Origin of the sequence: Mesorhizobium sp. Pch-S, assembly GCF_004136315.1 — a bacterium.
Classification (GTDB): Bacteria; Pseudomonadota; Alphaproteobacteria; order Rhizobiales; family Rhizobiaceae; genus Mesorhizobium.
The window spans coordinates 2,547,501-2,570,126 of the sequence record NZ_CP029562.1; the positions used below are offsets into that span (position 1 = coordinate 2,547,501).

Below are 22,626 nucleotides of genomic sequence, written 5' to 3' on the forward strand. Positions count from 1 at the left end.
GCTAAAGCCATACACCGAAGCTTAGGGTTCGCAGCAATGCGAGCGGTAGCGGAGCGTTCTGTAAGCCAGTGAAGCCGTACCCGTGAGGGGCGGTGGAGGTATCAGAAGTGCGAATGCTGACATGAGTAACGTAAGGGGAGTGAGAGACTCCCCCGCCGAAAGACCAAGGGTTCCTGCTTAAAGTTAATCTGAGCAGGGTTAGCCGGCCCCTAAGACGAGGCGGAAACGCGTAGTCGATGGGAACCACGTTAATATTCGTGGGCCTGTGGGTAGTGACGGATTGCACAAGTTGTCCAACCTTATCGGATTGGAAGGGCAGCGGAGCGGTTCCAGGAAATAGCTCCCACTTATAGACCGTACCCGAAACCGACACTGGTGGTCAGGTAGAGTATACCAAGGCGCTTGAGAGAACTATGCTGAAGGAACTCGGCAAATTGCACGCGTAACTTCGGAAGAAGCGTGACCCTTCATTACGCAAGTATTGGAGGGTGGCACAGACCAGGGGGTAGCGACTGTTTATCAAAAACACAGGGCTCTGCGAAGCCGCAAGGCGACGTATAGGGTCTGACGCCTGCCCGGTGCTGGAAGGTTAAGAGGAGGGGTGCAAGCTCTGAATCGAAGCCCCAGTAAACGGCGGCCGTAACTATAACGGTCCTAAGGTAGCGAAATTCCTTGTCGGGTAAGTTCCGACCTGCACGAATGGCGTAACGACTTCCCCGCTGTCTCCAGCATAGACTCAGTGAAATTGAATTCCCCGTGAAGATGCGGGGTTCCTGCGGTTAGACGGAAAGACCCCGTGCACCTTTACTATAGCTTTACATTGGCATTCGTAGTGGCATGTGTAGGATAGGTGGTAGGCTTTGAAGCCAGGGCGCCAGCCTTGGTGGAGCCACCCTTGAAATACCACCCTTATTACTATGGATGTCTAACCGCGGCCCGTTATCCGGGTCCGGGACAATGTATGGTGGGTAGTTTGACTGGGGCGGTCGCCTCCTAAAGAGTAACGGAGGCGCGCGATGGTGGGCTCAGAACGGTCGGAAATCGTTCGCTGAGTGCAATGGCATAAGCCTGCCTGACTGCGAGACTGACAAGTCGAGCAGAGACGAAAGTCGGTCATAGTGATCCGGTGGTCCCGTGTGGAAGGGCCATCGCTCAACGGATAAAAGGTACGCCGGGGATAACAGGCTGATGACCCCCAAGAGTCCATATCGACGGGGTTGTTTGGCACCTCGATGTCGACTCATCGCATCCTGGGGCTGGAGCAGGTCCCAAGGGTATGGCTGTTCGCCATTTAAAGCGGTACGTGAGTTGGGTTCAGAACGTCGTGAGACAGTTCGGTCCCTATCTGCCGTGGGTGTAGGAATATTGAAAGGATCTGTCCCTAGTACGAGAGGACCGGGATGGACGTATCTCTGGTGGACCTGTTGTGGCGCCAGCCGCATAGCAGGGTAGCTATATACGGACGGGATAACCGCTGAAGGCATCTAAGCGGGAAACCCACCTTGAAACGAGTATTCCCTGAGAACCGTGGAAGACGACCACGTTGATAGGCCGGGTGTGGAAGAGCGGCAACGCTTGAAGCTTACCGGTACTAATAGTTCGATCGGCTTGATCGTTCTCATTCCTTATGTCCATCTGACGAAGTCAGATGATCTTTTGCCCTCGCGGCAGTCGGCTTCGCCGACGCCTCCGGGCAGGGCCTCGCAAAGGCTCGGACGCGCAGTCGCGCTTGCGGACTGTCGCCCGACGCGAGGTTGGCACAAAACACAGCTTCTCGATTACGTGCGTTTTGCCGACCTGGTGGTTATGGCGGAGCGGCTGCACCCGATCCCATTCCGAACTCGGCCGTGAAACGCTCCAGCGCCAATGGTACTTCGTCTCAAGACGCGGGAGAGTAGGTCGCTGCCAGGTCTGCTAAACGCACGTAGAACTTCTCTTTTGATCAAAACAGCTGCACCATGTGTAGCCTGTTTGCTGCAGAATACCTTTTCCAAGCTGAGATCAGTTATCTTGCGGGCTGTCGCGTTGCGGCGGCCGTTAATTTGTTCCGAACGGACAGCCGTTGCGGGGCGACCTGACGCTTCTGAAATCCTGCCGTCCTCCCCGTTTCTGTCAGCCGTGCGGCTCACCTTCGAAAACCGCCGAGCCGGCACGATTTTCGACGTTCCTTCGTCACGGATCACGATCGCGGACCTGCGGCAATTCGCAAAAAATTCTTTGGCAGTTCAGAGCCGGGTGATTTGCCCGCAGAAGACGGTTTCCGCGCCGCCAAGGCCGTCGTGCGGCTGTGCCAAAACGGCGCTGTTCCGTCTGGCCAGACCGTTTTCGGAAGGGACTGTTAACCATCGGTTCCTATGTCTCAGGGGACATTCAATTGGCGAGTCTCCGGTATGGCATCCATGCGTTTTTCTCGGGCAAATCTGACTGCAATAGCGCTCGGGGAGGATGAGCAGCACCGCCACGAGCCGGCGCAGTCGCACGCCATCGATTTTGCCGGTCGGATCACCAGCCGGGACAGCAATGCGCACAGTTATGTGAAACCTCAGAACGACGGCGCAGTGTTCCCCAATTTCGGCGGAGAGGGTGAGTTTGCGCGCCCGGAATGGCAGGACTACTTCTTCCTGGCACCGAATGTCCGCTTCACGCGCACACCCGATCGCGAGATCAAGAAAATCTCCGCTGAGGAAGAGGAGCAGGAGCCGCAGGCCGAGCAGCATGCTGGCGCCGTTGCGCAGGTTGCCGCTCCGGCGCCTGCCACGATCGCGAGACCGGCTTCGCCGCAACCCCAGGCGGCAATCCCTTCCGTACCGCAGGCGTCGCCCGTACGTGTCGCAATACAGGCTCCGGTGATCGCCGCACCTGTTGTCGCTCCGACGGCCGCTGCTCCGCAGCAGCCGGCGGCCCTGGCGCCGCGGCGCAACACGCGCTGGTCCTATATTTCGGATCATGCCTTCTTCGAGTTTGCTTCCGAATTCCAGCCGCAGCACGCGGCAGCCCCTGCCCCGGTGGCACCGGCCAAGGCGCCTGCCATCACGCCGCGCCAGGCCGAGCCGCTGCCGTTGGTGTCTCCGGATGTGACTTCCCTCTACAAGGTCATTGAGGTGTCGACCTCCATGCAGCTGACGCCGGTCGAAGCAACCAAGGCGGCGGTCGTGGCGGACGTTGCCGAAGTGGCTGTGCCGGTCGTTGAAACACCGGCAGCCGTGGCCGCCTCGGCGAACAGGCCCGTTGCAGCCAACGACGCCACGCCGGCTGCCTCCTCGCGCACCGTCGAGATCACCATGCCGGCGCCGCGCCAGTCGCTGCCCATGGTCGGCAAGGTGGTGCAGGTCGAGCCGGGCGAATACGAACTGCCGTCGGAAGACCTGCTGCAACTGCCGCCGGAAGGCCAGGGTTTCTACATGTCGCAGGAGCGGCTGGAGCAGAACGCCGACCTTCTTGAAAGCGTGCTGGAGGACTTCGGCGTCAAGGGCGAGATCATCCATGTCCGCCCCGGCCCTGTCGTCACCCTTTATGAATTCGAGCCGGCGCCCGGCGTTAAGTCCTCGCGCGTCATCGGCCTTGCCGACGATATCGCCCGCTCGATGTCGGCCATTTCGGCGCGCGTCGCTGTCATCCCGGGCCGCAACGTCATAGGCATCGAACTGCCGAACGAGACCCGCGAGACCGTGTATTTCCGCGAGCTGATCGAGTCGGACGGCTTCCAGAACACGGCCTGCAAGCTGGCGCTTTGCCTGGGCAAGACCATCGGTGGCGAACCTGTCATCGCCGAGCTTGCCAAGATGCCGCATCTGCTCGTCGCTGGCACCACCGGCTCGGGCAAATCGGTGGCGATCAACACCATGATCCTGTCGCTGCTCTATCGGCTGAAGCCGGAGGAATGCCGCCTCATCATGGTCGATCCAAAGATGCTGGAACTTTCGATCTATGACGGCATCCCGCACCTTCTGACGCCGGTCGTCACCGACCCCAAGAAGGCGGTCACTGCGCTCAAGTGGGCGGTGCGCGAGATGGAGGACCGCTATCGCAAGATGGCGCGGCTCGGCGTGCGCAACATTGACGGCTACAACCAGCGCGCGGCGATTGCCCGCGACAAGGGCGAGATCGTGGTGATGCAGGTTCAGACCGGCTTCGAAAAAGGCACCGGCGCACCGCTGTTCGAGGAACAGGAAATCGACCTCGCGCCGATGCCTTACATCGTCGTCATCGTCGACGAGATGGCGGACCTGATGATGGTCGCCGGCAAGGAGATCGAAGGCGCGATCCAGCGCCTCGCCCAGATGGCCCGCGCCGCCGGTATCCACCTGATCATGGCGACGCAACGTCCTTCGGTCGACGTCATTACCGGTACCATCAAGGCCAACTTCCCGACCCGTATCTCGTTCCAGGTCACCTCGAAGATCGACTCACGCACCATCCTTGGCGAACAGGGTGCCGAACAGCTTCTCGGCCAGGGCGACATGCTGCACATGGCCGGTGGCGGCCGCATTGCCCGCGTGCACGGTCCCTTCGTCTCCGACGCCGAGGTCGAGCATGTCGTCAATCACCTCAAATCCCAAGGGCGGCCCGAATATCTCGAGACGGTCACCGCCGACGAAGAGGAAGAACTGCCCGAGGTCGACGAGAGTCCGGTGTTCGACAAGAGCGGCATGGGCGCCGAGGACGGCGACAACCTCTATGACGAGGCGGTCAAGGTGGTGCTGCGCGACAAGAAGTGCTCGACCTCCTACATCCAGCGTCGGCTCGGCATCGGCTACAACCGTGCCGCCTCGATCGTCGAGCGCATGGAGAAGGAAGGCATCGTCGGCGAGCCCAACCATGTCGGCAAGCGCGAGATCATCCGCTAGCCACGCATCGGCGTTCCCATCGCAGCAAAAAATGCCGCCCCTCGCCGGGCGGCATTTTTTTTGAAAAGTGCTATCTGGCCCGCGCAAGACTGCGGTCTGGCGCTATCGGAAATGCCCGGCCGGCCGAACATCGCCGGCGGGCGCAGACTCGCCCCTGAAAACGGCGGATCGGAGATGTGACGGATGCGGATTGTCGTCGCCCGGCTGAACCATGAAACCAACACCTTCTCGCCGGTCGTGACGACGCTGGCCTCCTTCGATCCGCAATGGGATGAAGCGGCCCGCATTTTCGGCAAGGATTCCAACACCGCGCTCGGTGCGTTCCATGCCTATGCGGAGCGGATCGGTGCCGAACTGGCGACGCCGTTGGCAGCGACGGCCAATCCCAGCGGGCCGGTCGACAACGAGGCCTTCGAGACGATGGCGAGCGCCATCCTTCGGGCGGTGGAAGCGGGTTGCGATGCGATCTTGCTCGACCTGCATGGAGCGATGGTGACCGACCGCTTCGACGATGCCGAAGGGGAGTTGCTTGTACGCATAAGACGAATTGCGCCGCGGGTTCCGCTTGGCGTCGCGCTCGACCTGCATGGCAACGTCACGCAACGCATGGTCGACAACTGCGATTGCATCGTCGGCTTCAAGACCTATCCGCATGTCGACATGTACGCGACCGGCGAGCATGTCACGCGCATCATCGACGCGCTTTTGAATGGGGCCGCCAGCCCAAGGCAGCACCGGGTCCACCCACCCATGCTTGCGGCGACATTGCGCATGAACACCAGTGTCGCCGGCGCGATGACCGACATCGTCGATCTGGCGATCGAAGCGGAAAAGCGCGACGGCGTCCATGCCGTCACTTTGTTCGGCGGTTTTCCGATTGCAGACATGCCGCAGACCGGTGTCTGCGTGGTGGTCGTCGCAGATGACGCAGACACGGCGAAGGCGATGGCCGGTGAGATCGCAGAACAGGCCTGGCGGCGACGCGCCGAATTCCTCTATGACGAGCTGCCGCTGGAGGTATCCCTGACGGCCGCGGCAGAGGCCTCGCAGAGACCGGGAAAGGGCCCGGTACTGCTGCTCGACCACGGCGACAACTGCATGTCGGGCGGTACCTGCGATACGATGGATGTGCTGGAGGCCATGCTTGGAATGGGCCTCGACGGCATCGTCGCCGGCCCGATCTGTGACCCGGCGGCGGTCGAAGCCCTGATTTCCGCCGGCGCCGGTGCGACGACTACCATCGACCTTGGCAACAAGATGAAGGCGGAAGGCTTCGTTGCGCCACGCGCACCGTTGAAGCTCCAGGGGCATGTCGCCGCAATCAGCGACGGCAACTACATCGTTTCGGGTCCGATCTATACGGGCCAGCTTTGCAGGATGGGACGCGCGGTCAAATTCGAGACCGCAAACGCGTCGATCCTGATCACCGAGCTGCCGCACGAGCCGTGGGATCTCGGTGTCTTTCACTGTGCGGGGCTCGATCCGCTGGCGGCGCGTTTCCTCCTGCTCAAGTCACGCATGTATTGCCGGCCGGTGTTCGAGCCGCGTTCCAAGGCCGTCGTCGAATGCGCCAGTTCCGGCGTCACCAGCTCAAACTACGAGCTGTTCACATTCCGCAGGCTCGCGAGACCGATCTATCCGCTGGATGCCGACGTCCGATGGGCGCCGGCTGCCTAGCGCATGGCCCAGAGGCGCGGCGCTCTAAGCGGCCTGAAGCTTGTTCCCGACCGGCGTCGACTGCGCCGGGGCAAGATTGACCCAGGCCTTGATCGGAAGATGGTCGGAAGCCAGGCGCGCCAGAGGTGTGTCGTGGGCGATGACAGGCGACAGGATTTCCTTGCGGTTTGAAATCAGCCGGTCGAGCGCCAGCAAGGGCAATCGCGACGGAAAACTCGGGACGGCAGGCGGCAATTCCCCGAACGCGGTCTCGAACATGGCGAGCGCGGAGCGGTCGTTGAGCCGCCATTCGTTGAGGTCGCCCATCAGCAGGGTCGGGGTCTCGCGCCTGTCGTTCATGATATCCAGGATCGCGCGAACCTGCCGGGTCCGCGAGCGGCGAAGAAGACCGAAATGCGCTGCGACGATCCGGATGATGCCGCCGGCTTCCAGTTCGATCTCGGCAACCACTGCACCGCGCGGCTCCAGCCCGGGCAGCTTGATCTGGTGGACGTCGCGCACGCTGCCGCGCCTGAAGAGAACGACATTTCCATGCCAACCGTGTGCCTTGAGCTGACCCGGGATCGGTACGGCGGTGAGCCCGGCCTCGCGCTCCAGCCGTACCAGATCCAGCAAACCGGTACGATCACCGAAGCGCTTGTCCGCTTCCTGGAGGGCGATGACATCGGCATCGATCTCATGGATGACGCGGCCGGTCCGTTCCGGATCGAACTTTCCGTCGGTGCCCACGCATTTGTGGACATTGTAGGAGGCGACGAGCACACCGGCCTGTTCGACGCTCGCGGTCACCGGTTCCGCCTGGTCCCGGCGCATGCGGATGCGCTCGAGGATGTTTGCTGGGAGGCCACCGCCCAGCCGGTGCATGCTGCTTCTCGTTTCCTTGCCGATCATCAGTCCCAAGCCTGTGTCGTCTTTTCCAACTAGAGCAATTCCAGGAAAAGTGTGTAGCGGTTTTCCGTCCGGAGTTGCGTAAAACAAAGAGTTGGAGCGTTCCTCGGTTCCGTGAAAAACGGAAACGCTCCAGGTAAAGCCGTGTCGCCCTGCTCCGGCAGGACGCCAAAGAACTCGGTCAAAGATAAGGCGAACCGAGCCAGAGAATCCGGTCGATCAAGCGTACAAGAAATGGACGCTGACGCAATTCCGGCAGCGTCACCTCCTTTGCCGAACCGACCGCGGTTCGATGCGTGCCTCTATTTTTTCGGCGAAAGCGGGATCCAGCACTTCCAGGTCGATCTCGAAATTCAGTCTGAGCGACCGCGGATCGAGATTCGACGAGCCGATGAAGGCCCAGGTTGAATCGACGACAAGCAGTTTGGAATGATTGAAGGGGCCCTGCGCGCGCCAGACCTTGCAATAGCTCCTGAGGACCTGGTCGAACTGGGCAGTCATGGCACGGTCGACGAGAACGAGATTGTTGACGGACGGCACGACGATGTCGATGTCGACGCCGCGTCGCGCCGCGGTGGTCAGGGCGCTGATCAATTCCCGGTCCGGCAGGAAATAGGGCGACATGATGCGGATGGATCGGCGGGCGACCGAAAAGGCCGCCATCAGCATCTTGTGATTGGCTTCCAGGCTGGCATCGGGTCCGGAAGGCAGCGCTCGCATCAGCATCGGCGAGCCCGGATCTCCGGCCGCGTCGAACGCGATATGCCAGGCGTCGCCCTGCAGCCGTTCTCCACTGGCGAAAAACCAGTCCTCGGCGGCAACCGAGAAGATGTCGGAGACCACCGGACCGTCGATGCGGAAATGGGTGTCGCGCGCCATGTCGGCGCCGGCAAATTCGGCGGTGAAGGCCTGTCTTATGTTCATTCCACCCATGAAGGCCACAGCGCCATCAGCGACCAGGATCTTGCGGTGGGTCCGCAGATTGGCATAGGGCAGACGCAGCCCCACGATGATGCTGCCGTTGAACACGTCGGTCGGGACGCCGCCCTTCTGCAGATAGCCGACAATGCTGGGAACCGAGTAGCGGGCGCCGACCGCGTCGATCAGCACACGCACGGCAACACCACGTCGCACGGCTTTTATCAGGGTATCGGCAATGCGCAGTCCGATCGGATCGCGGTCGAAGATGTAGGTCTCGAGGATGACGCTGCGTTGCGCGCCGTCGATCGCCGCGATCATGGCGGCATAGGCTTCGTCGCCGCTTTCGATCATGGTGACGGCATTCGCCGTGGTCAGGACGTGGTGGGTTATCCTGTCGCCGGCGGTCTTGAGCGCCACGAAACGCGGGCCGAAGCGGGCTTCGATGGAGCTGTCCGTCGCGTCGAATCGTGTGTGTTCCAGCACGGCACGCCCGGCCGCCGCCCGCTCCGCTGCGAGCGAGACACCCCTGATCCGGTTTATCCCGGCAATGGCATAAAGCGCTGCGCCGATGAAAGGCGACAGGATGATGATACCGACCCAGCCGATGGCTGCCCGCACTTCGTCCTTGGTCATCGCCGCATGTGCAGCAGCGACCGCGGTGATCACCATCGAGACGACAGCGAGGAATTGGGGCCAATGGGTCGTGATCGATGTCCACATGGCAGATATCTATGCAGTTATCTTCAACGCCGTCGATCGATATCCTTGAAGGCGCTGATCGGCGCGAACTCACGGCAGCTTGCCAGCGCTGACCTTGAAAAACAGGGCTCGGAAAACAAAAAGCACTCTGAATGCGCCGTTCCACACGCCTGGTTTTCCGGAGGAAAACTGCAGGGATGGCGTAACCCCGTACACCTGACCCCATCCCTGCAAAGTCAAAGATTGGCTATCCCGCCGCAGTCGCGGTGCAGCCAAACCTTTCCATCCGCCGATCTTATCGTCGGGGCAGAGCCTCATTTTGGGGTGGAACGTCTTCGTCCGTCGGCAGAGCCTCATCCTCCGAAGGTGAGGTTTCATCCGGTGGGGGTAGAACCTCATCATGCGGCCGGGTTCCACCAACATCGGCGGGCATTTCGTCGTCTGCGGACGGCTCGGCTCTGGGGGCCAGCCTCCCTCTGTCGATCGCTTCGCCATCGTCCTGTCCGGGTTGCTGGGGCTGCTCACGGTCGATGCTGGCATCGTTGATGTGGATGTCGCTGCTATCCGGCAGCGCGCCGGTCTCATTCGTCACGGCCTTTTCAACGGTGAAGTCGACATCTGCCGGCAGGGGCTCGACAGCCGCCCGCGACAGGTCCTCTTCGGGCAGCGCCACATAGATGTTGGTCGTCTCGTTGGTCACATTGTAGATCGTCTCATAGGTGACATCCTGATAGATCTCCGGCTGGCTGACCTCCAGGATGGGATCAACGACGATGATCGGGTCGTCGTACCAGCTCGAGGCCAGGCCGTCATAATATCCGTCATAGTAACCGTCCCAATAATCGTCGAAGCGCGGCGATATGTAATAGGGGTTGTCGAAGTATACGTAGTAAGCGGGATAGTAGTTTCGTGTCGTCACAACGAAAGCATCGAAATATCCTGCGAACACCACCAGCATGAACGCGGCGCGCTGATAGACCACCGGATCTTCAAAGCGCCCGTCGAGATAAGCGATCTCACGATGCATGCGCCGAACTTCGGCCCGCAGTGCGGCGTTGTCCGCGACCTGGTTCTCCAGAGTGCGAACCCTTGCGGTGAGATTGGAGACTTTCCTTTTAAGGGCGTGCACTTCTGCCCTTGAGGCCTTTGGGATCGATTTTGCCGGCCTGGAAAGCACATAACGCGACGAGTATGCAGACCAGGCCAAATTGAACCGTTGCAGCGCCTTCGTGGCGGCGGCGCTCTTCGCCGCTGACAGTGCGTATCGGGTCTGGAGATCGCCGACGGCTCTCGACACAGCCTTGGTGCCTTTGGCAATCGATGGCGCGTTGTTCGATGCCAGCGCTCCTTCGAGTTCCTGCATGGCCCTGGACGTTTGGGTCACGGCCGCAACAACGTTTGCGCCGCTCCGACGCCTGCTGTCGGCGGAGGTCTCCTTGAAGCTGAAGGCTATCGCCGCCAGGGACCCCCGCATGTCCCTGAGCAGAGCTGCGGCATTCATCTCAACCGGGGCGGAGGCATGTGCCTGGGTGGCCATTGAGAGACGGGGGCCGAAAACGGGCGCGATGAGTGGGGTTGCGGTGTTCATTGCAGCTGCGGCAAACACTATGCCGAGCGTGAAAGGCCGCTTTTTTATCGGGATCAAAGGACATGTCTCCGGGGAAAACGTTGGGGTTTGGCATCGCTGGGAAGGATCGGTGTCCAGGACATGTCCGGACCGAGGTCCAGCCGATGCGGGGAGGTCTTGCTCAACGGTTGAGGAAGCAACCCATGTGTTTCCACTCATGGCATTGCAGTACCCGATACAGGTTCGATGAAGGTCTGTGCTGCACCACGGGGATTGCCAGCGCTATCGCGCACAAGATGGTGACGAATGCGAAACCGGGGATGAGGCGAAACACCATTCTTCCCCCTTGCCGGCTGTGGCGCGCTTGCGGGTTGCTCTGTTTCATGGACGCGTTTCTAAACCGGTCAAGCTGACAGGCGCCTGAAGCGAATGTCAGCGAATTTTCAGCTACGTTCCTGTAAAGTGACGAGCGGATCCGGAGATTGCTGTGAGACGACTGGCTGACTTGAGGTGTCTCGTGATGAGCGGGGCGCTGCTGTTGCTGCTATCGGCGGGCGTGCACGCTCAGGATTCGGGCGAGGGCTCGGACGATGGTGGAAGCGGCGGCGTCAGCAGTTCGGATTCGGAGTCCGACGACACGGGCGGCGGGCATGATGGCGGCATCTGGGGAGATTATTCGGTTTCGCGGCCGTCCCCTGACCTCGACGAAGGCGATGGAGGCAAGGACGCGGCCCTGGATGCAGTGCAGAACCAGCATGCCCTTCCCCTCGACGCGATCACCGCGGCGACCCGGAAGTTGACCAACGGCCAGATCCTGGATGCGCAGCTGAAATCGGTCGGCGGATCACTTCGCTACGAAATGAAGGTTCTTGAATCGGGGGATCAGCTCCGTCGCTATTCGTTCGATGCCCGAAGCGGCCGCCTGGTTGGAGTGAAATGACGGATGCGCGTTCTGGTTGCCGAAGATGATCGCCGCATTGCCCAGGCGCTTGGTCAGGCGCTCGGCGCGGCAGGTTTTGCGATCGAGTTCACCTCGAAGGGGGAAGACGTCTGGTTCCGCGGCGATACCGAGACATTCGATGCTGTCATTCTCGACCTGGGACTTCCGGACCTGGACGGATTGACGATCCTCAAGCGCTGGCGTCGCGCTGGGCGGAACATGCCCGTGCTGATCCTGACCGCCCGTGGCCAATGGAACGAGAGGGTGGAAGGCATAGAGGCCGGTGCCGACGATTACGTGGTCAAGCCCTTCCGTATGGAAGAGGTGGTTGCCCGGATACGTGCTCTCGTGCGTCGCGCTGGCGGGTTTTCGTCCTCCCAGATCGAGGTCGGACAATACATGCTCGACACACGCATGAAACAGGTGACCCGCGACGGGCTTCCGATATCGCTGACCCCTCAGGAGTACCGTCTCTTTGCTTTCATGGTGCATCAGCGGGAAAGAGTTGTCTCGCAGATGGAGATAACAGAGCATCTCTATTCGCAGGATTTCGCAAGGGACTCCAATTCAGTCGAGGTCCTGGTTGCCCGTCTGCGCAAACGCCTGGGTGCTGACGTCATCGTAACGCGTCGAGGACACGGATACACGCTCGGCGGCAATTTCTGATGAAACTTGGCTCGCTCAAGGTTCGGATGATTGTCGGGACTGCCGTCTCGATCGCTTTTGCGCTCGTTCTGGCCGGCATCGCGCTTGGCTACCTTTTCGTTGAAAGCGTCGAGCGGGGTGCGCGGTCCGATCTTTCGGCAACCATGGCGCGCCTTGTGGCGCTGGTCGATCTGGACGTGACCGGCGATGTACCGCGTCTTTCGGGCCGATTGCCCGACCCCCGCTATGACACGCCGCACAGCGGCCTTTATTGGCAGGTCCGCGATATGGACTCGCAGCGGACCATACGTTCCCGCTCACTTTGGGACCGAATTCTGGATACGGATCCCAAGCTGGAAGGACAGCGGTTCTCGACGATGACAGGACCTGCGGGGCAGTCACTGATCGCCTTGTCGCTGAACGCGAACTTCAAGACCAACCAGCAGGACAAGCGCTACCAGATCATCGTTGCCCAGGACCGCTCGATACTCGACGACTCCATCAAGGACTTCGCCTGGTCAATGGTGATAGCCCTGCTTGTGCTGGGTGGCGCTCTCGTCGTCATTGCTGTCCTGCAGGTGCATTTCGGTCTCCTGCCATTCAAGAAACTGCGTCAGGACGTCGAGAGCATTCGCAAGGGGACAGCCAGTTCCGTCGAAAGAAGCTATCCCGCCGAGGTTGTCCCCTTGGTCGTCGAGGTCAACGAACTGTTGGCCTTGCAGCAAAAATCCATCGAGTTCGCGCGTTCGCGCGCCGCGGATCTGGCACACGGGCTCAAGACCCCGTTGTCGGTAATCGGCACCATCGCGCATGAACTGGAGGTGCGCGGCGATCATCACCATGCGGCCGCCATCGCCAACCTGGCGGACGAAATGCACGAGCGCATCGACTATCAGCTGCGCCTGTCGCGGCTGCGCCATCGCGCGCGGCTGCACATGCTGAGAGCCCCGCTTAATCCTGTCGTCACACGCGCGATGCTCGTCCTGCAGAAGACAAAAGAAGGCGAACGGCTCGAGTGGCTGGCCGATCTGAATGATGAGCTCGATGTCGATATCGACGCAAACGACCTCATCGAACTTGTTGGGATCGTTTTGGAGAACGCCGCCAAATGGGCGAAGTCCACGGTGAGCATCCAGATTCGCAAAGACGGCGATGTCGCTGAATTGAGAATAAGCGACGACGGACCGGGAATTGACCAATCGAACTTGAAGCTGGTTGGCGTAAGAGGGCGGCGCTTTGATGAGAGCGCACCTGGAAGCGGTCTGGGACTGGCAATCGCGCGAGAGATCGTAGCGCTGAACAACGGATCGATGTCGTTCCAGAACGCCTCGAGCGGTGGCGCGCTCGTCGTTTTGAGGCTGCCTCTCGCCTTGGCCCGGAATGACGCAGAGAGCGAAGGATCTAGCCGGCCGGTTGTCTCTGCATCGTGAGATGTGGCAGTCGACGGTTCCCGTCAAACCGGTCTAGCCGTGACGGGATTGCGACCAACCGCAAAAACAGAAAAGGCCGCCACGCGGCGACCTTTTTCTAACAGCTTGGTTTTCCGGAGGAAAACTGGAGCGGGTGAGGCGATTCGAACGCCCGACCCCAACCTTGGCAAGGTTGTGCTCTACCCCTGAGCTACACCCGCTCACACGGCCTTGGGCCGCAAGCCGGGCCTATATGGCCGAAGACCGCGCCGAATGCAACAGGGAAAAATGCGCTTTTTGCATCGTTGGCAAAAGTGACCAAAACGCCTTGGCTTGCAGGCTCCCTCTGCTCTATGGATCAGGAGGATACGCGTTCATATGGCGCACGGATGGCGATGTCGGATCCTTGCGCGGCAATTGGTGGAGCAGCATGGCCAAGACTGAAGACGAGCTTTTCGCTTTCCTGGCCGGCCTGGGCATCGAGGTTTCGACGCGCCGGCATGCACCGCTCTTCACCGTTGCCGATTCGCAGGCGCTGCGCGGTGAAATCGCCGGCGGGCACACCAAAAACCTGTTCCTCAAGGACAAGAAGGACAATTTCTTCCTGGTGACCGTCGACGAGGAAGCGGAGGTCGACCTCAAACAGATCCACCATCTGATCGGGGCGACCAGCCGGGTTTCGTTCGGCAAGCCCGAAAAACTGCTGGAATTGCTCGGGGTCGTTCCCGGCGCCGTCACCGTCTTCGGGCTGATCAACGACAGCGAAAAGCAGGTCAAGATCGTGCTCGACGCGCCGCTGATGGAAAATCAGGTCATCAACGCGCATCCGTTGACCAATGAAGCGACCACATCGATCACTTCGGGCGACCTGATCAGATTCATCGAGGCAACCGGCCACGAGCCTGTTATCTTGAAAGTCTCGGCGTGATCGCCACATTGGTGGCAAACCAGCCCCTGCAGAACTGGGCCGCCGTTTTTTGCCGGCGACCCGAAAGGACAAGATGATGAGTGACCAAAATCCGTTCGGCGGCATGGGCAACGCGTATACGACAACCGTCCAGTATGGCGGGCAGAACGGCGGGGCCGCACCGGCAAATGGCGCCGCCGGCAACCTGATCAAGGATACGACCACGGCGACCTTCACCGCCGACGTCATCCAGGAATCGCGAAACCAGCCGGTGCTGGTGGATTTCTGGGCACCCTGGTGCGGACCGTGCAAGCAGCTGACGCCCTTGCTGGAAAAGGCAATCAACGCTGCCGGTGGCACGGTGAAGCTCGTCAAGATGAACATCGACGAGCATCCTTCCATCGCCGGACAGCTTGGTATCCAGTCCATTCCAGCGGTCATCGCTTTCAAGAACGGACAGCCTGTCGACGGCTTCATGGGCGCTGTTCCCGAAAGCCAGATCCGTGAATTCATCGAGCGGGTCGGCGGCAAGGGTGGCGGCCAGCCGCAGCTTGCCGAGGCCCTGGCTGCCGCAACCGAGGCTCGCGGTGCCGGCGATGTGCAGACCGCTGCCGATATCTATCAGTCGATCCTGGAGCAGGCGCCGGATACGGTCGAAGCGATCGCCGGCCTTGCCGAGATTCTGTTCGATGCCGGCGACGCGGCTGGTGCGGAAGCGGTGCTGAGCCAGGTTCCCGAAGGCAAGGCCGATGCACCGGCAATCAGTGCCGTGCGGGCACGGATAGCGCTTGCCGCGCAGGCATCGGAGCTCGGCAACCCGGCTGAGCTTGAGAAGCGTCTTGCCGAGAACCCGAAGGATCACCAGGCTCGCTTCGACCTTGCCATGATCCAGAATGCGATGGGCGAACGCGAAAAGGCGGCCGACAATCTGCTGGCGATCGTCAAGGCCGATCGTACCTGGAACGACGACGGCGCGCGCGCGCAGCTGTTGCAGCTGTTCGAAGCCTGGGGCATGACCGACGAGGTGACCTTGTCGACGCGCCGCAAACTGTCCTCGCTGCTGTTCTCGTAAAAGCACAGCGCGGACGAGCCTTCGCTGGGAGCCCGGCAAGCCTCGAAAGGGGCATTGGCCGGTCTCTTCGCGAAATATGTGACTGGAGCATTTTGTAGCCAAGTGGAATCACTTGGCGTCGCCAAAATGCGGCGAAAATAAAAACTTAGAGCGTTTCCGCGTTTCCGTGAAAAACGGAAGCGCTCTGGACAGGAAAAGGGATGCGCGCGGGAAACACGCGATATCGGCTCGAAACCGATTTGCCTGCCTCGATCGCGGTTTTTCCGCTGGAGGGAGCACTGCTTCTGCCTGGCGGACGCTTGCCGCTGAACATTTTCGAGCCGCGCTACCTGCAGATGGTGGACGACATTCTGGGCGGGTCGCGCCTGATCGGCATGATCCAGCCAAGCCTCGATGGTGCACTGCGTGACGATGGCGAGCCGGAACTGAGCGGCATCGGCTGTATCGGCCGGTTGACGTCCTACATGGAAACCGGCGACGGCCGCTATGTCGTGTCGCTTCAAGGGGTCTGCCGTTTCCGGGTCACGCAGGAACTCAGCGTCCGCACGCCGTTCCGGCAATGCCGGGTGGCGCCTTTCCTGGCCGACCTCGAGGAAGATCCATCGGCATCGGCGGTCGACCGCACGGCCTTGCTCAAAGCTTTCAGGGCCTATCTGCAGGCCAACGATCTGGAAGCGGACTGGGAAAGCGTGAGCCGCGCAGACAACGCCATGCTGGTCAATGCGCTGTCGATGATGGCGCCTTATGGCGCGGCCGAAAAGCAGGCACTTCTGGAAGCGCAGGACCTGAAGAACCGGGCTGAGACGCTGATCGCCATCACCGAAATGACGCTGGCGCGCGAAGGCGAGGATTTCGGTCCGGGGTTGCAGTAGGGTTCCTGCAACAGGGCTGGAGATGCAAAGCATGGGTGAGCGGGAAGGCAAGAAGGTCGATGTAGACCCCAAGCTGCTGGAGCTCCTGGTGTGCCCGCTGACCAAGGGACCTCTGGCCTGGGATGCGGAACGCTGCGAACTGGTCTCGCGCGTTGCCAAGCTGGCTTATCCGGTTCGCGACGGGATTCCGATCATGCTGCCCTCCGAGGCGCGGTCGATAACACCGGGTAAGGGTTGAACCGGGGATTGTTGGCAGACATCTGTCAATTGATGCCGGTCAATGAAAGTTGCGGCCCTTCGGCATGACGCTCTGTGCATCATCGGCGAGGGTGCGGAAATCCTGCTCCGATGGCTTCCGTTGCAGCTCGGGCATGCTGCCGTGACTTCGATTGGCGGAACCGGTCAGAAGTTTCCTGCCGTCGGCCGATCTGGCGAGGTCCGGGTGCGTGTCTTCCAGCAAGGTCGACAGCCAGGGCGTCAGATCTTCGATCCTGTCCGCGACGATGTGAATGACATCCGACTCGCATTGCAACTTGCCGGTGACCCGGACGAAGCGTGCGCCCATGATGATCGGCCGAAAGCGCGCGAAAGTCGATTTCCAGAAGATCACATTGGCAACGGTCTTCTCATCCTCGAGGGTGAGGAAGATAGCATTGCCGTTACCCGGACGCTGGCGCACCAGCACGAGGCCGGCGACGGTGACGCGCCTGCCGTCCGGCACCGAAGACAGCAGCGCGTTCGGAGTGACGCCGCTGCGGGTTAGTCGGTCGCGCAGGAACGAGACCGGATGCGCCTTGAGCGACAGGCCGAGCGAACGATAATCGTGAATGACGTGTTCACCCGACTGCATCATCGGCAGTTTCGTCGCTGGTTCGAGATCGGGAAGCCTGATGTCGGGCTGATCGAACAAGGGAAGCCGCTCCGCAGCCTTGCGACCATCCAGAGCACGCACTGCCCACAGGGCGTCACGCCGGCTGATGCCAAGCGAGCGAAACGCATCGGCCTCGGCCAGCTTTTCGATCTCGTCGGTGTCGAGGCCGGAGCGCAGCCAGACATCGCGCACGGATTCGTAGCCGTCGCCGCGCCGGGCGATGAAAGTGGTCATCCTGTCTTTCGATAGGCCCTTGATCTGGCGAAAGCCCAATCGCACGGCATGATCCGTTACGATGACGCCGCGCATTCCGGCATGGCGGCTCACGATGCGATCGGCATCGAAGGATGCCTTTTCAAGCGTGCAATCCCAGACGGAGGTGTTGATGTCGACGTCGCGGACCTCGACGCCATGATCGCGGGCATCCCGCACCAGCTGGGCGGGTTGGTAGAAGCCCATCGGCTGCGAGTTGAGGATCGCGGCACAGAAGACGTCGGGGTAAAAGGTCTTGAACCAGCAGGACGCATAGACGAGCAGGGCGAAGGACGCGGCATGGCTTTCCGGGAAGCCGTATTCGCCAAAACCTTCGATCTGCTTGAAGCAACGCTCGGCAAATTCCCTGGGGTAGCCGCGCTCGACCATGCCATTGATCATGCGGTCGCGGTAATTGCCGATGGTTCCGGTACGCTTGAATGTCGCCATGGCGCGACGCAACTGGTCGGCCTCCCCCGGCTTGAAGCCGCCGGCCACGATGGCGATTTTCATGGCCTGTTCCTGGAACAGGGGCACGCCCATGGTCTTCCCCAAAATTTCCTTCAATTCCGGTTTGGGGTATTCGGCAGCTTCCTTGCCCTGTCTGCGCCGCAGATAAGGATGCACCATGTTGCCCTGGATGGGGCCGGGGCGGACGATCGCAACTTCGATGACGAGATCGTAGAAAGTGCGTGGCCGCAAGCGTGGCAACATCGACATCTGCGCGCGGGATTCGATCTGAAAAACCCCCAGGGTGTCGGCGCGGCAAATCATATCGTAGACGCGCTGATCGCTCTCGGGGAGTGTCGCCAGGGAATAAGGCCGGCCGAATTCGTCGCGTGCGGGATAATGATCTTCCAGCAGGGTGAAGGCGCGCTTCAGGCATGACAGCATGCCGAGCGCCAGCACGTCGACCTTGAGGATCTTCACCGCGTCGAGATCGTCCTTGTCCCATTCGACCATCTTGCGTTCATCCATCGCCGTCTTGACGATGGGAACGATCTCGTCGAGCCGGTCCTTGGTGATGACGAAGCCGCCGACATGCTGGGTGAGATGGCGCGGAAAACCCATGATCTCGTTGGCGAGATCAACCACGTGCCTGGTCAATGGATCGCTTCGATCAAGACCGCCGGCCTGGGTTTCCCGTTCACCGAGTTCGGATGAATACCAGCCCCAGATCGAGCTCGACAAAGCGCTGCGGACGTCTTCGGAAAGGCCCATGGCCTTGGCGACCTCGCGCAAGGCCGAACGGCCGCGATAGCTGGTGACGGCAGCGGCAAGCGCGGTGTGCTTCTCTTTGTACTTGTCATAGATGTAGGCGATGACTTCATCCCGCCTCTCATGTTCGAAGTCGACGTCGATATCCGGGGGTTCGTTTCGTTCCTCGGAAATGAAGCGCTCGAAAAGCGTATCGATTCGCTCAGGTCCCACCTCGGTAATGCCGACGCAGAAGCAGACGATCGAATTGGCGGCCGAGCCCCGTCCCTGACAGAGAATTCCCTTTTCGCGCGCAAAGCGCATGATGTCGTGCACCGTCAGGAAATAGCGCGCATAGTTGAGGCGCTCGATGAGCGCGAGTTCCTCAAGGATACGCTTGCGCACACCCGCCGGTACGCCGGCCGGATAACGGAGAGCCGCACCTTCCCAAGCCAGCCGGGCCAGTTCTTCCTGCGGTCCGAGACCCGACAAGGTCGGCTCGTCAGGATAGTTGTATTCGAGTTCGCTCAGCGAAAACCGCAAGGTCTCACCGAAGCGCCGTGTCTGTTCCAGCGCGTCTGGATATCGGCGAAAAAGCCGGGCCATTTCGATGGCCGGTTTCATGTGGCGTTCGGCATTTGCCGCCAGTTCGAAACCGGCCTCGGCGACGGGAACATTGAGGCGGATCGCGGTGACCACGTCCTGGAGCGGCCGGCGCGCGGGCGTGTGGTAGAGCACGTCATTGGTCGCCATCAGGGGCAGGCCGGCCGCGGCGGCCAGGGCTGCTGCCTGCTCCAGCCGGAAGCGGTCGTTGCCCCGATAGTCGGGAGCCGCCGCCAGCCACAGGTTGCCGTCGAAGCGATCTTTCAGCTGCCGTAGCAGGGCCAGTTGCGTTTCGCCCTCGTCCAGGAGATCAGGCAGAACGGCGAGCGACAGGCGGTCGCCCCATTCGAGCAAATCGGCCCGCTCGAGCAGCGTTGCGCCTTTCTCCGTCTCGGGACGCAGGTTGGCCTGGGTGAGCATGCGGCACAGATGCCCCCACCCTTCGCGATCCCGCGGATAGGCCAGGATGTCGGGGGTGCCGTCGCCGAAGACCAGCCGGCAGCCGGGATGATAGGCTATGCCTTCGACCTTCGATTGCTGCCAGGCTCGTACGACACCGGCGACCGTGTTGCGGTCGGCAATGCCGATCGCCGAAAAACCATAGAGTTTTGCGGTGACGACCAGTTCCTCGGGGCGCGAAGCGCCACGCAGGAATGAAAAATTCGACTGCACGCCGAATTCGGCATAGGCCGGTGCGTGCTGGACGATCATGTTCACGCAAACACCCCGTGCATGAACCAGCGCGGCGGCGGTTTTGAAGCATCATAGAAGCCCTGGCGATAGAGCCAATAACGGCGACCGTCGGTGTCCTCGATGCGAAAATAGTCGCGTGTCGGTTCGTCCTTGCGCCACCACTCCGCGGTGAGTCGTTCCGGCCCCTCGACCTTGGCGACACGATAGAGTGCCCGCCGCCAGCGGAATTGCCGCGGCGGACCATCCGGGATTTCCGAGGCTGGAACCTCGACGGGTTCAGGCGCCTGAAACAGCCGGATCGGACGTTCCGGCTGGTAAGGCACGGCGGAAGGCAGTTCCCTGGGGCCGGCCGGCTTTTTCGGCGGCGAAATCCGCCGCGGTGCATCCTGCCAATAGGGGATGACCGCAACGGCACGTTCCGGCAGGTGGCTTTCGACAGCGACCGGTTTCAGAATGGCCCCTTCGCCCAGGCGCGCACGGATGCGGTCGGCGAACAAAGCAAGGTCGTCCTCGCTGACTTCGGTGGCATCGGTAAGGTCGGCCTGTTGCATGTCGAAAGGAGCGGTCGCCAGGATGGCGAGGCGAACCAGGTCGAAGCCGTAGCCGGCGTCGAAGTCCTCGGCGATCGCGGTCAGCTTTTCCTGGAACAATTTCAGGATCAACCGCGGCTCGCGCATTGACCGCGATGTGCCGACGACAAGGCGCGTGACCACGCCATCGACCCTGAAGAGCAGGAGCGCTACCGAGCGGGCACCCTCCCCCCGCCGCTCGAGATCGGTCTTCAAGGCCGTTGCAAGCAGAAGGACCAGCCGTTCGATGTCGTCGATCAAGGTGACGGGTTCAGCGAGGTGCCGTTCGACGGAAAGCGGAGCGATGGGCAGGCGTGGCGAGACGGCTTCATCCTGCCGTCCGAGCGCCTGATCGATGCGCAGGAGCAAGGCAATGCCGAAGCGGCGCGCCAGCGGCGCGCGCGGTGCTGCCAGGACAGCGCCAACCGTACGCAGGCCGACGCTTTCCAGGCTGCCACGGATGGTCGGTTCAAGGCGCAGGGCTGCAAGCGGCAACGGGACGAGAAGGGCCTCTTCCTGTCCTGCTTCGATAATGCAGCGGCCGCGAAACCTGGCGGCAGCCCAGGCTGCCCCCGCTGTCGAAGCGATGCCGGCACGAACATCGAAACCCTGGTGGAAGAAGCGGGCCAGAATCTCGTCGAGCATGGCGTGCTCGCCGCCGAACAGATGTGTGCAGCCGGTGATGTCGAGGAACAGGCCGTCGGAGCCGTCCAGCGCGACCAGCGGTGTGTAGCGGTCGCACCAGTCGGCCAGGCTTTCGAGCAGGCGCAGGTCGGCTTGTGGATCGGCCTCGACGACATCGATTGCCGGATGCATGGCGCGGGCATCGGCAATGCCCATGCCGGGTTTCAGGCGCAGTGCCTCTGCCCGTTCGTCAAGCGCGGCGATGCGCTGGGCGTTGCGGTCGCGATGGCTGATCACCAGCGGGCAATGGCTGGCGGGGCGGGAACGCCAGGACCGCCCGTGCCGCTGGCGCAGGATCCGTTCTGCCGGAAGATAAGGAAACCACAGCGACAGGATCCTTTGTCCGGTTCTGGGTGTCCCATGGCCGCTGGTGGGTTGCGCCCGCGTGCGTTCGATCCAGGAATGTGCGTTCATCGGGATTCCACTCCAGTGTGAATTGTCCGGGCTGTGCGGCGCGGCTCTTGCCGATGGTGACGGTGATGCCAGGCCGGCCGATCGTGCCGTCCAGGGGGCCGGCCATGGTGTTGCGCAATGTGGCAGGCGCCGGCGCGACAACGAGGCGGACGGGGGCAGCGGTCGGCTCGGGAAAGGCGCACTGGCGCAGCAGGAAGACTGGCCGTCCCGCTGCGAGCGCGCGGCGATGCAGCCGGCGCGTGGCGGTAAGGTCGAGCCGATCGGGATTGCCGCGCAGTTCCAGCACGACGGCGGAGAGTGCGTTCAAGCCTGCCGCTTCTTCGGCAATCCACAAGGCGTCGGTGATCTTCGGCGCCTCGGCGTAAAGCAGGTTCTCCGGTGCGATGCCGAAATTCGCCTCAAGTCCGCGCGCATAGGGAAAGCCCGCCTCGCGAAAGATCTCGGCGGTGCCGACCCACAAAATGGGTGCCGGGGTTTCCGTCGGCTTCAGCAGCAAGCCGGCGAGGGCCAGCGCAAAACCGGCGACAGTGCCGGCATCGCGGGTCTCGACACCATGGAATTCGGTCAAGGCAGCCTTGGGCAGTCCGCCATTCAAGGCCGCGTCGAAATGATCAGCACCGGTAGAGAGCAGACCATGGCTTTCTGCCACGCCGCTGCGCCGCACCAGCATACGGTCCGCGTCGAAGCCGGCCGGCACCTCGAGGCGGTCCGGCAGCGTTCCTTCAATCTTCGCGATCTGGCGACGCAAGGCAAAAACAGTGTCTCGCGCCACAGCGTTCATCGCCATGTCGGTCAGCGTCCAGTCAATTTGTTCCTGTTATGTTCCTATAGATTCCAGAGGGTGGAATGAGAGTCAAGCGGACTCATGGAGAATTTATTCCTCTCCTGTCACGCGAAAC

14 protein-coding genes, 1 tRNA gene, 2 rRNA genes and 1 pseudogene (1 of these 18 cut by a window edge) are annotated in these 22,626 nt (G+C 61.5%); 11 read left to right on the top strand and 7 right to left on the bottom strand.

The window, feature by feature from the left end; genetic code table 11:
• The 4 genes from C1M53_RS11685 to C1M53_RS11700 all read left to right on the top strand — a co-directional run.
• A 23S ribosomal RNA gene (locus tag C1M53_RS11685) occupies positions 1-1,616 on the top strand; it begins 1,182 nt to the left of the window's first position.
• Positions 1,617-1,796: 180 nt separating this feature from the next.
• Positions 1,797-1,911: ribosomal RNA gene (gene rrf / locus C1M53_RS11690) — 5S ribosomal RNA — on the top strand.
• Between the two features lie 488 nt (positions 1,912-2,399).
• Entirely contained in the window at positions 2,400-4,847 is a 2,448-nt protein-coding gene (locus tag C1M53_RS11695; RefSeq protein ID WP_129416130.1) for a DNA translocase FtsK, read from the top strand.
• Positions 4,848-5,030: 183 nt separating this feature from the next.
• Positions 5,031-6,524 (top strand): M81 family metallopeptidase, encoded by a 1,494-nt coding sequence (locus C1M53_RS11700; protein ID WP_129412404.1) that lies wholly within the window; start codon positions 5,031-5,033, stop codon positions 6,522-6,524.
• Between the two features lie 24 nt (positions 6,525-6,548).
• Here C1M53_RS11700 and C1M53_RS11705 read toward each other — a convergent pair whose 3' ends face one another.
• The 3 genes and pseudogenes from C1M53_RS11705 to C1M53_RS11715 all read right to left on the bottom strand — a co-directional run bounded on the left by C1M53_RS11705 (position 6,549) and on the right by C1M53_RS11715 (position 10,818).
• Positions 6,549-7,415 (bottom strand): endonuclease/exonuclease/phosphatase family protein, encoded by an 867-nt coding sequence (locus C1M53_RS11705; protein WP_245488589.1) that lies wholly within the window; start codon positions 7,413-7,415, stop codon positions 6,549-6,551.
• Positions 7,416-7,593: 178 nt separating this feature from the next.
• Positions 7,594-9,053 (bottom strand): annotated as a pseudogene (locus C1M53_RS11710) (phosphatidylserine/phosphatidylglycerophosphate/cardiolipin synthase family protein).
• Positions 9,054-9,327: 274 nt separating this feature from the next.
• Positions 9,328-10,818 carry a hypothetical protein gene (locus C1M53_RS11715; RefSeq protein WP_129412405.1) on the bottom strand — a complete coding sequence of 497 codons (1,491 nt, stop codon included), beginning with the start codon at positions 10,816-10,818 and terminating at the stop codon, positions 9,328-9,330.
• 301 nt (positions 10,819-11,119) lie between these two features.
• Between C1M53_RS11715 and C1M53_RS11720 the strand changes: the two genes are divergently transcribed.
• The 3 genes from C1M53_RS11720 (at position 11,120) to C1M53_RS11730 (ending at position 13,614) form a co-directional block, all read left to right on the top strand.
• Positions 11,120-11,539, top strand: a complete 420-nt coding sequence (locus C1M53_RS11720; RefSeq protein ID WP_129412406.1) for a hypothetical protein — start codon at positions 11,120-11,122, stop codon at positions 11,537-11,539.
• A gap of 3 nt (positions 11,540-11,542) precedes the next feature.
• Positions 11,543-12,205: a response regulator transcription factor gene (locus tag C1M53_RS11725; protein WP_129412407.1), complete on the top strand. Its 663-nt coding sequence runs from the start codon at positions 11,543-11,545 to the stop codon at positions 12,203-12,205.
• A 143-nt stretch (positions 12,206-12,348) separates the two neighbouring features.
• Entirely contained in the window at positions 12,349-13,614 is a 1,266-nt protein-coding gene (locus tag C1M53_RS11730) for a HAMP domain-containing sensor histidine kinase (protein WP_245488527.1), read from the top strand.
• Between the two features lie 125 nt (positions 13,615-13,739).
• Here C1M53_RS11730 and C1M53_RS11735 read toward each other — a convergent pair.
• Positions 13,740-13,814, bottom strand: a tRNA-Gly gene (locus C1M53_RS11735).
• 209 nt (positions 13,815-14,023) lie between these two features.
• Between C1M53_RS11735 and C1M53_RS11740 the strand changes: the two genes are divergently transcribed.
• The 4 genes from C1M53_RS11740 to C1M53_RS11755 all read left to right on the top strand — a co-directional run bounded on the left by C1M53_RS11740 (position 14,024) and on the right by C1M53_RS11755 (position 16,682).
• Positions 14,024-14,521 (top strand): prolyl-tRNA synthetase associated domain-containing protein, encoded by a 498-nt coding sequence (locus C1M53_RS11740; protein ID WP_129412409.1) that lies wholly within the window; start codon positions 14,024-14,026, stop codon positions 14,519-14,521.
• Between the two features lie 76 nt (positions 14,522-14,597).
• The gene (trxA, locus tag C1M53_RS11745) at positions 14,598-15,572 is read left to right on the top strand and encodes a thioredoxin (protein WP_129416132.1); all 975 of its coding nucleotides are present in this window, start codon (positions 14,598-14,600) and stop codon (positions 15,570-15,572) included.
• A gap of 200 nt (positions 15,573-15,772) precedes the next feature.
• Positions 15,773-16,444 (top strand): LON peptidase substrate-binding domain-containing protein, encoded by a 672-nt coding sequence (locus C1M53_RS11750; RefSeq protein ID WP_129412410.1) that lies wholly within the window; start codon positions 15,773-15,775, stop codon positions 16,442-16,444.
• A 31-nt stretch (positions 16,445-16,475) separates the two neighbouring features.
• The gene (locus tag C1M53_RS11755; RefSeq protein WP_129412411.1) at positions 16,476-16,682 is read left to right on the top strand and encodes a Trm112 family protein; all 207 of its coding nucleotides are present in this window, start codon (positions 16,476-16,478) and stop codon (positions 16,680-16,682) included.
• 39 nt (positions 16,683-16,721) lie between these two features.
• On the opposite strand, the gene C1M53_RS11760 is transcribed toward C1M53_RS11755, so the two are convergent.
• From C1M53_RS11760 to C1M53_RS32090, 3 genes are read right to left on the bottom strand one after another with little or no spacing between them, the layout of a single operon-like run.
• Entirely contained in the window at positions 16,722-20,078 is a 3,357-nt protein-coding gene (locus C1M53_RS11760) for an error-prone DNA polymerase (protein WP_129416133.1), read from the bottom strand.
• A gap of 2 nt (positions 20,079-20,080) precedes the next feature.
• Positions 20,081-21,550, bottom strand: coding sequence for a DUF6504 family protein (locus tag C1M53_RS11765; RefSeq protein ID WP_129412412.1), 1,470 nt, complete (start codon positions 21,548-21,550; stop codon positions 20,081-20,083).
• Positions 21,504-22,514: a hypothetical protein gene (locus C1M53_RS32090; protein WP_129412413.1), complete on the bottom strand. Its 1,011-nt coding sequence runs from the start codon at positions 22,512-22,514 to the stop codon at positions 21,504-21,506. The genes C1M53_RS11765 and C1M53_RS32090 overlap by 47 nt, the downstream gene beginning before the upstream one ends.
• Positions 22,515-22,626: the final 112 nt, after the last annotated feature.

What these genes read in the sequence shown, in the direction of transcription:
- C1M53_RS11705 (WP_245488589.1), bottom strand. Translation starts at nt 7,415, where the DNA reads ATGATCGGCAAGGAAACGAGAAGCAGCATGCACCGGCTGGGCGGTGGC.
- C1M53_RS11720 (WP_129412406.1), top strand. Translation starts at nt 11,120, where the DNA reads ATGAGCGGGGCGCTGCTGTTGCTGCTATCGGCGGGCGTGCACGCTCAG.
- C1M53_RS11695 (WP_129416130.1), top strand. Translation starts at nt 2,400, where the DNA reads ATGCGTTTTTCTCGGGCAAATCTGACTGCAATAGCGCTCGGGGAGGAT.
- C1M53_RS11760 (WP_129416133.1), bottom strand. Translation starts at nt 20,078, where the DNA reads ATGATCGTCCAGCACGCACCGGCCTATGCCGAATTCGGCGTGCAGTCG.
- C1M53_RS11750 (WP_129412410.1), top strand. Translation starts at nt 15,773, where the DNA reads ATGCGCGCGGGAAACACGCGATATCGGCTCGAAACCGATTTGCCTGCC.
- C1M53_RS11725 (WP_129412407.1), top strand. Translation starts at nt 11,543, where the DNA reads ATGCGCGTTCTGGTTGCCGAAGATGATCGCCGCATTGCCCAGGCGCTT.
- C1M53_RS32090 (WP_129412413.1), bottom strand. Translation starts at nt 22,514, where the DNA reads ATGGCGATGAACGCTGTGGCGCGAGACACTGTTTTTGCCTTGCGTCGC.
- trxA (WP_129416132.1), top strand. Translation starts at nt 14,598, where the DNA reads ATGAGTGACCAAAATCCGTTCGGCGGCATGGGCAACGCGTATACGACA.
- C1M53_RS11740 (WP_129412409.1), top strand. Translation starts at nt 14,024, where the DNA reads ATGGCCAAGACTGAAGACGAGCTTTTCGCTTTCCTGGCCGGCCTGGGC.
- C1M53_RS11755 (WP_129412411.1), top strand. Translation starts at nt 16,476, where the DNA reads ATGGGTGAGCGGGAAGGCAAGAAGGTCGATGTAGACCCCAAGCTGCTG.
- C1M53_RS11700 (WP_129412404.1), top strand. Translation starts at nt 5,031, where the DNA reads ATGCGGATTGTCGTCGCCCGGCTGAACCATGAAACCAACACCTTCTCG.
- C1M53_RS11715 (WP_129412405.1), bottom strand. Translation starts at nt 10,818, where the DNA reads ATGAGTGGAAACACATGGGTTGCTTCCTCAACCGTTGAGCAAGACCTC.
- C1M53_RS11730 (WP_245488527.1), top strand. Translation starts at nt 12,349, where the DNA reads ATGGCGCGCCTTGTGGCGCTGGTCGATCTGGACGTGACCGGCGATGTA.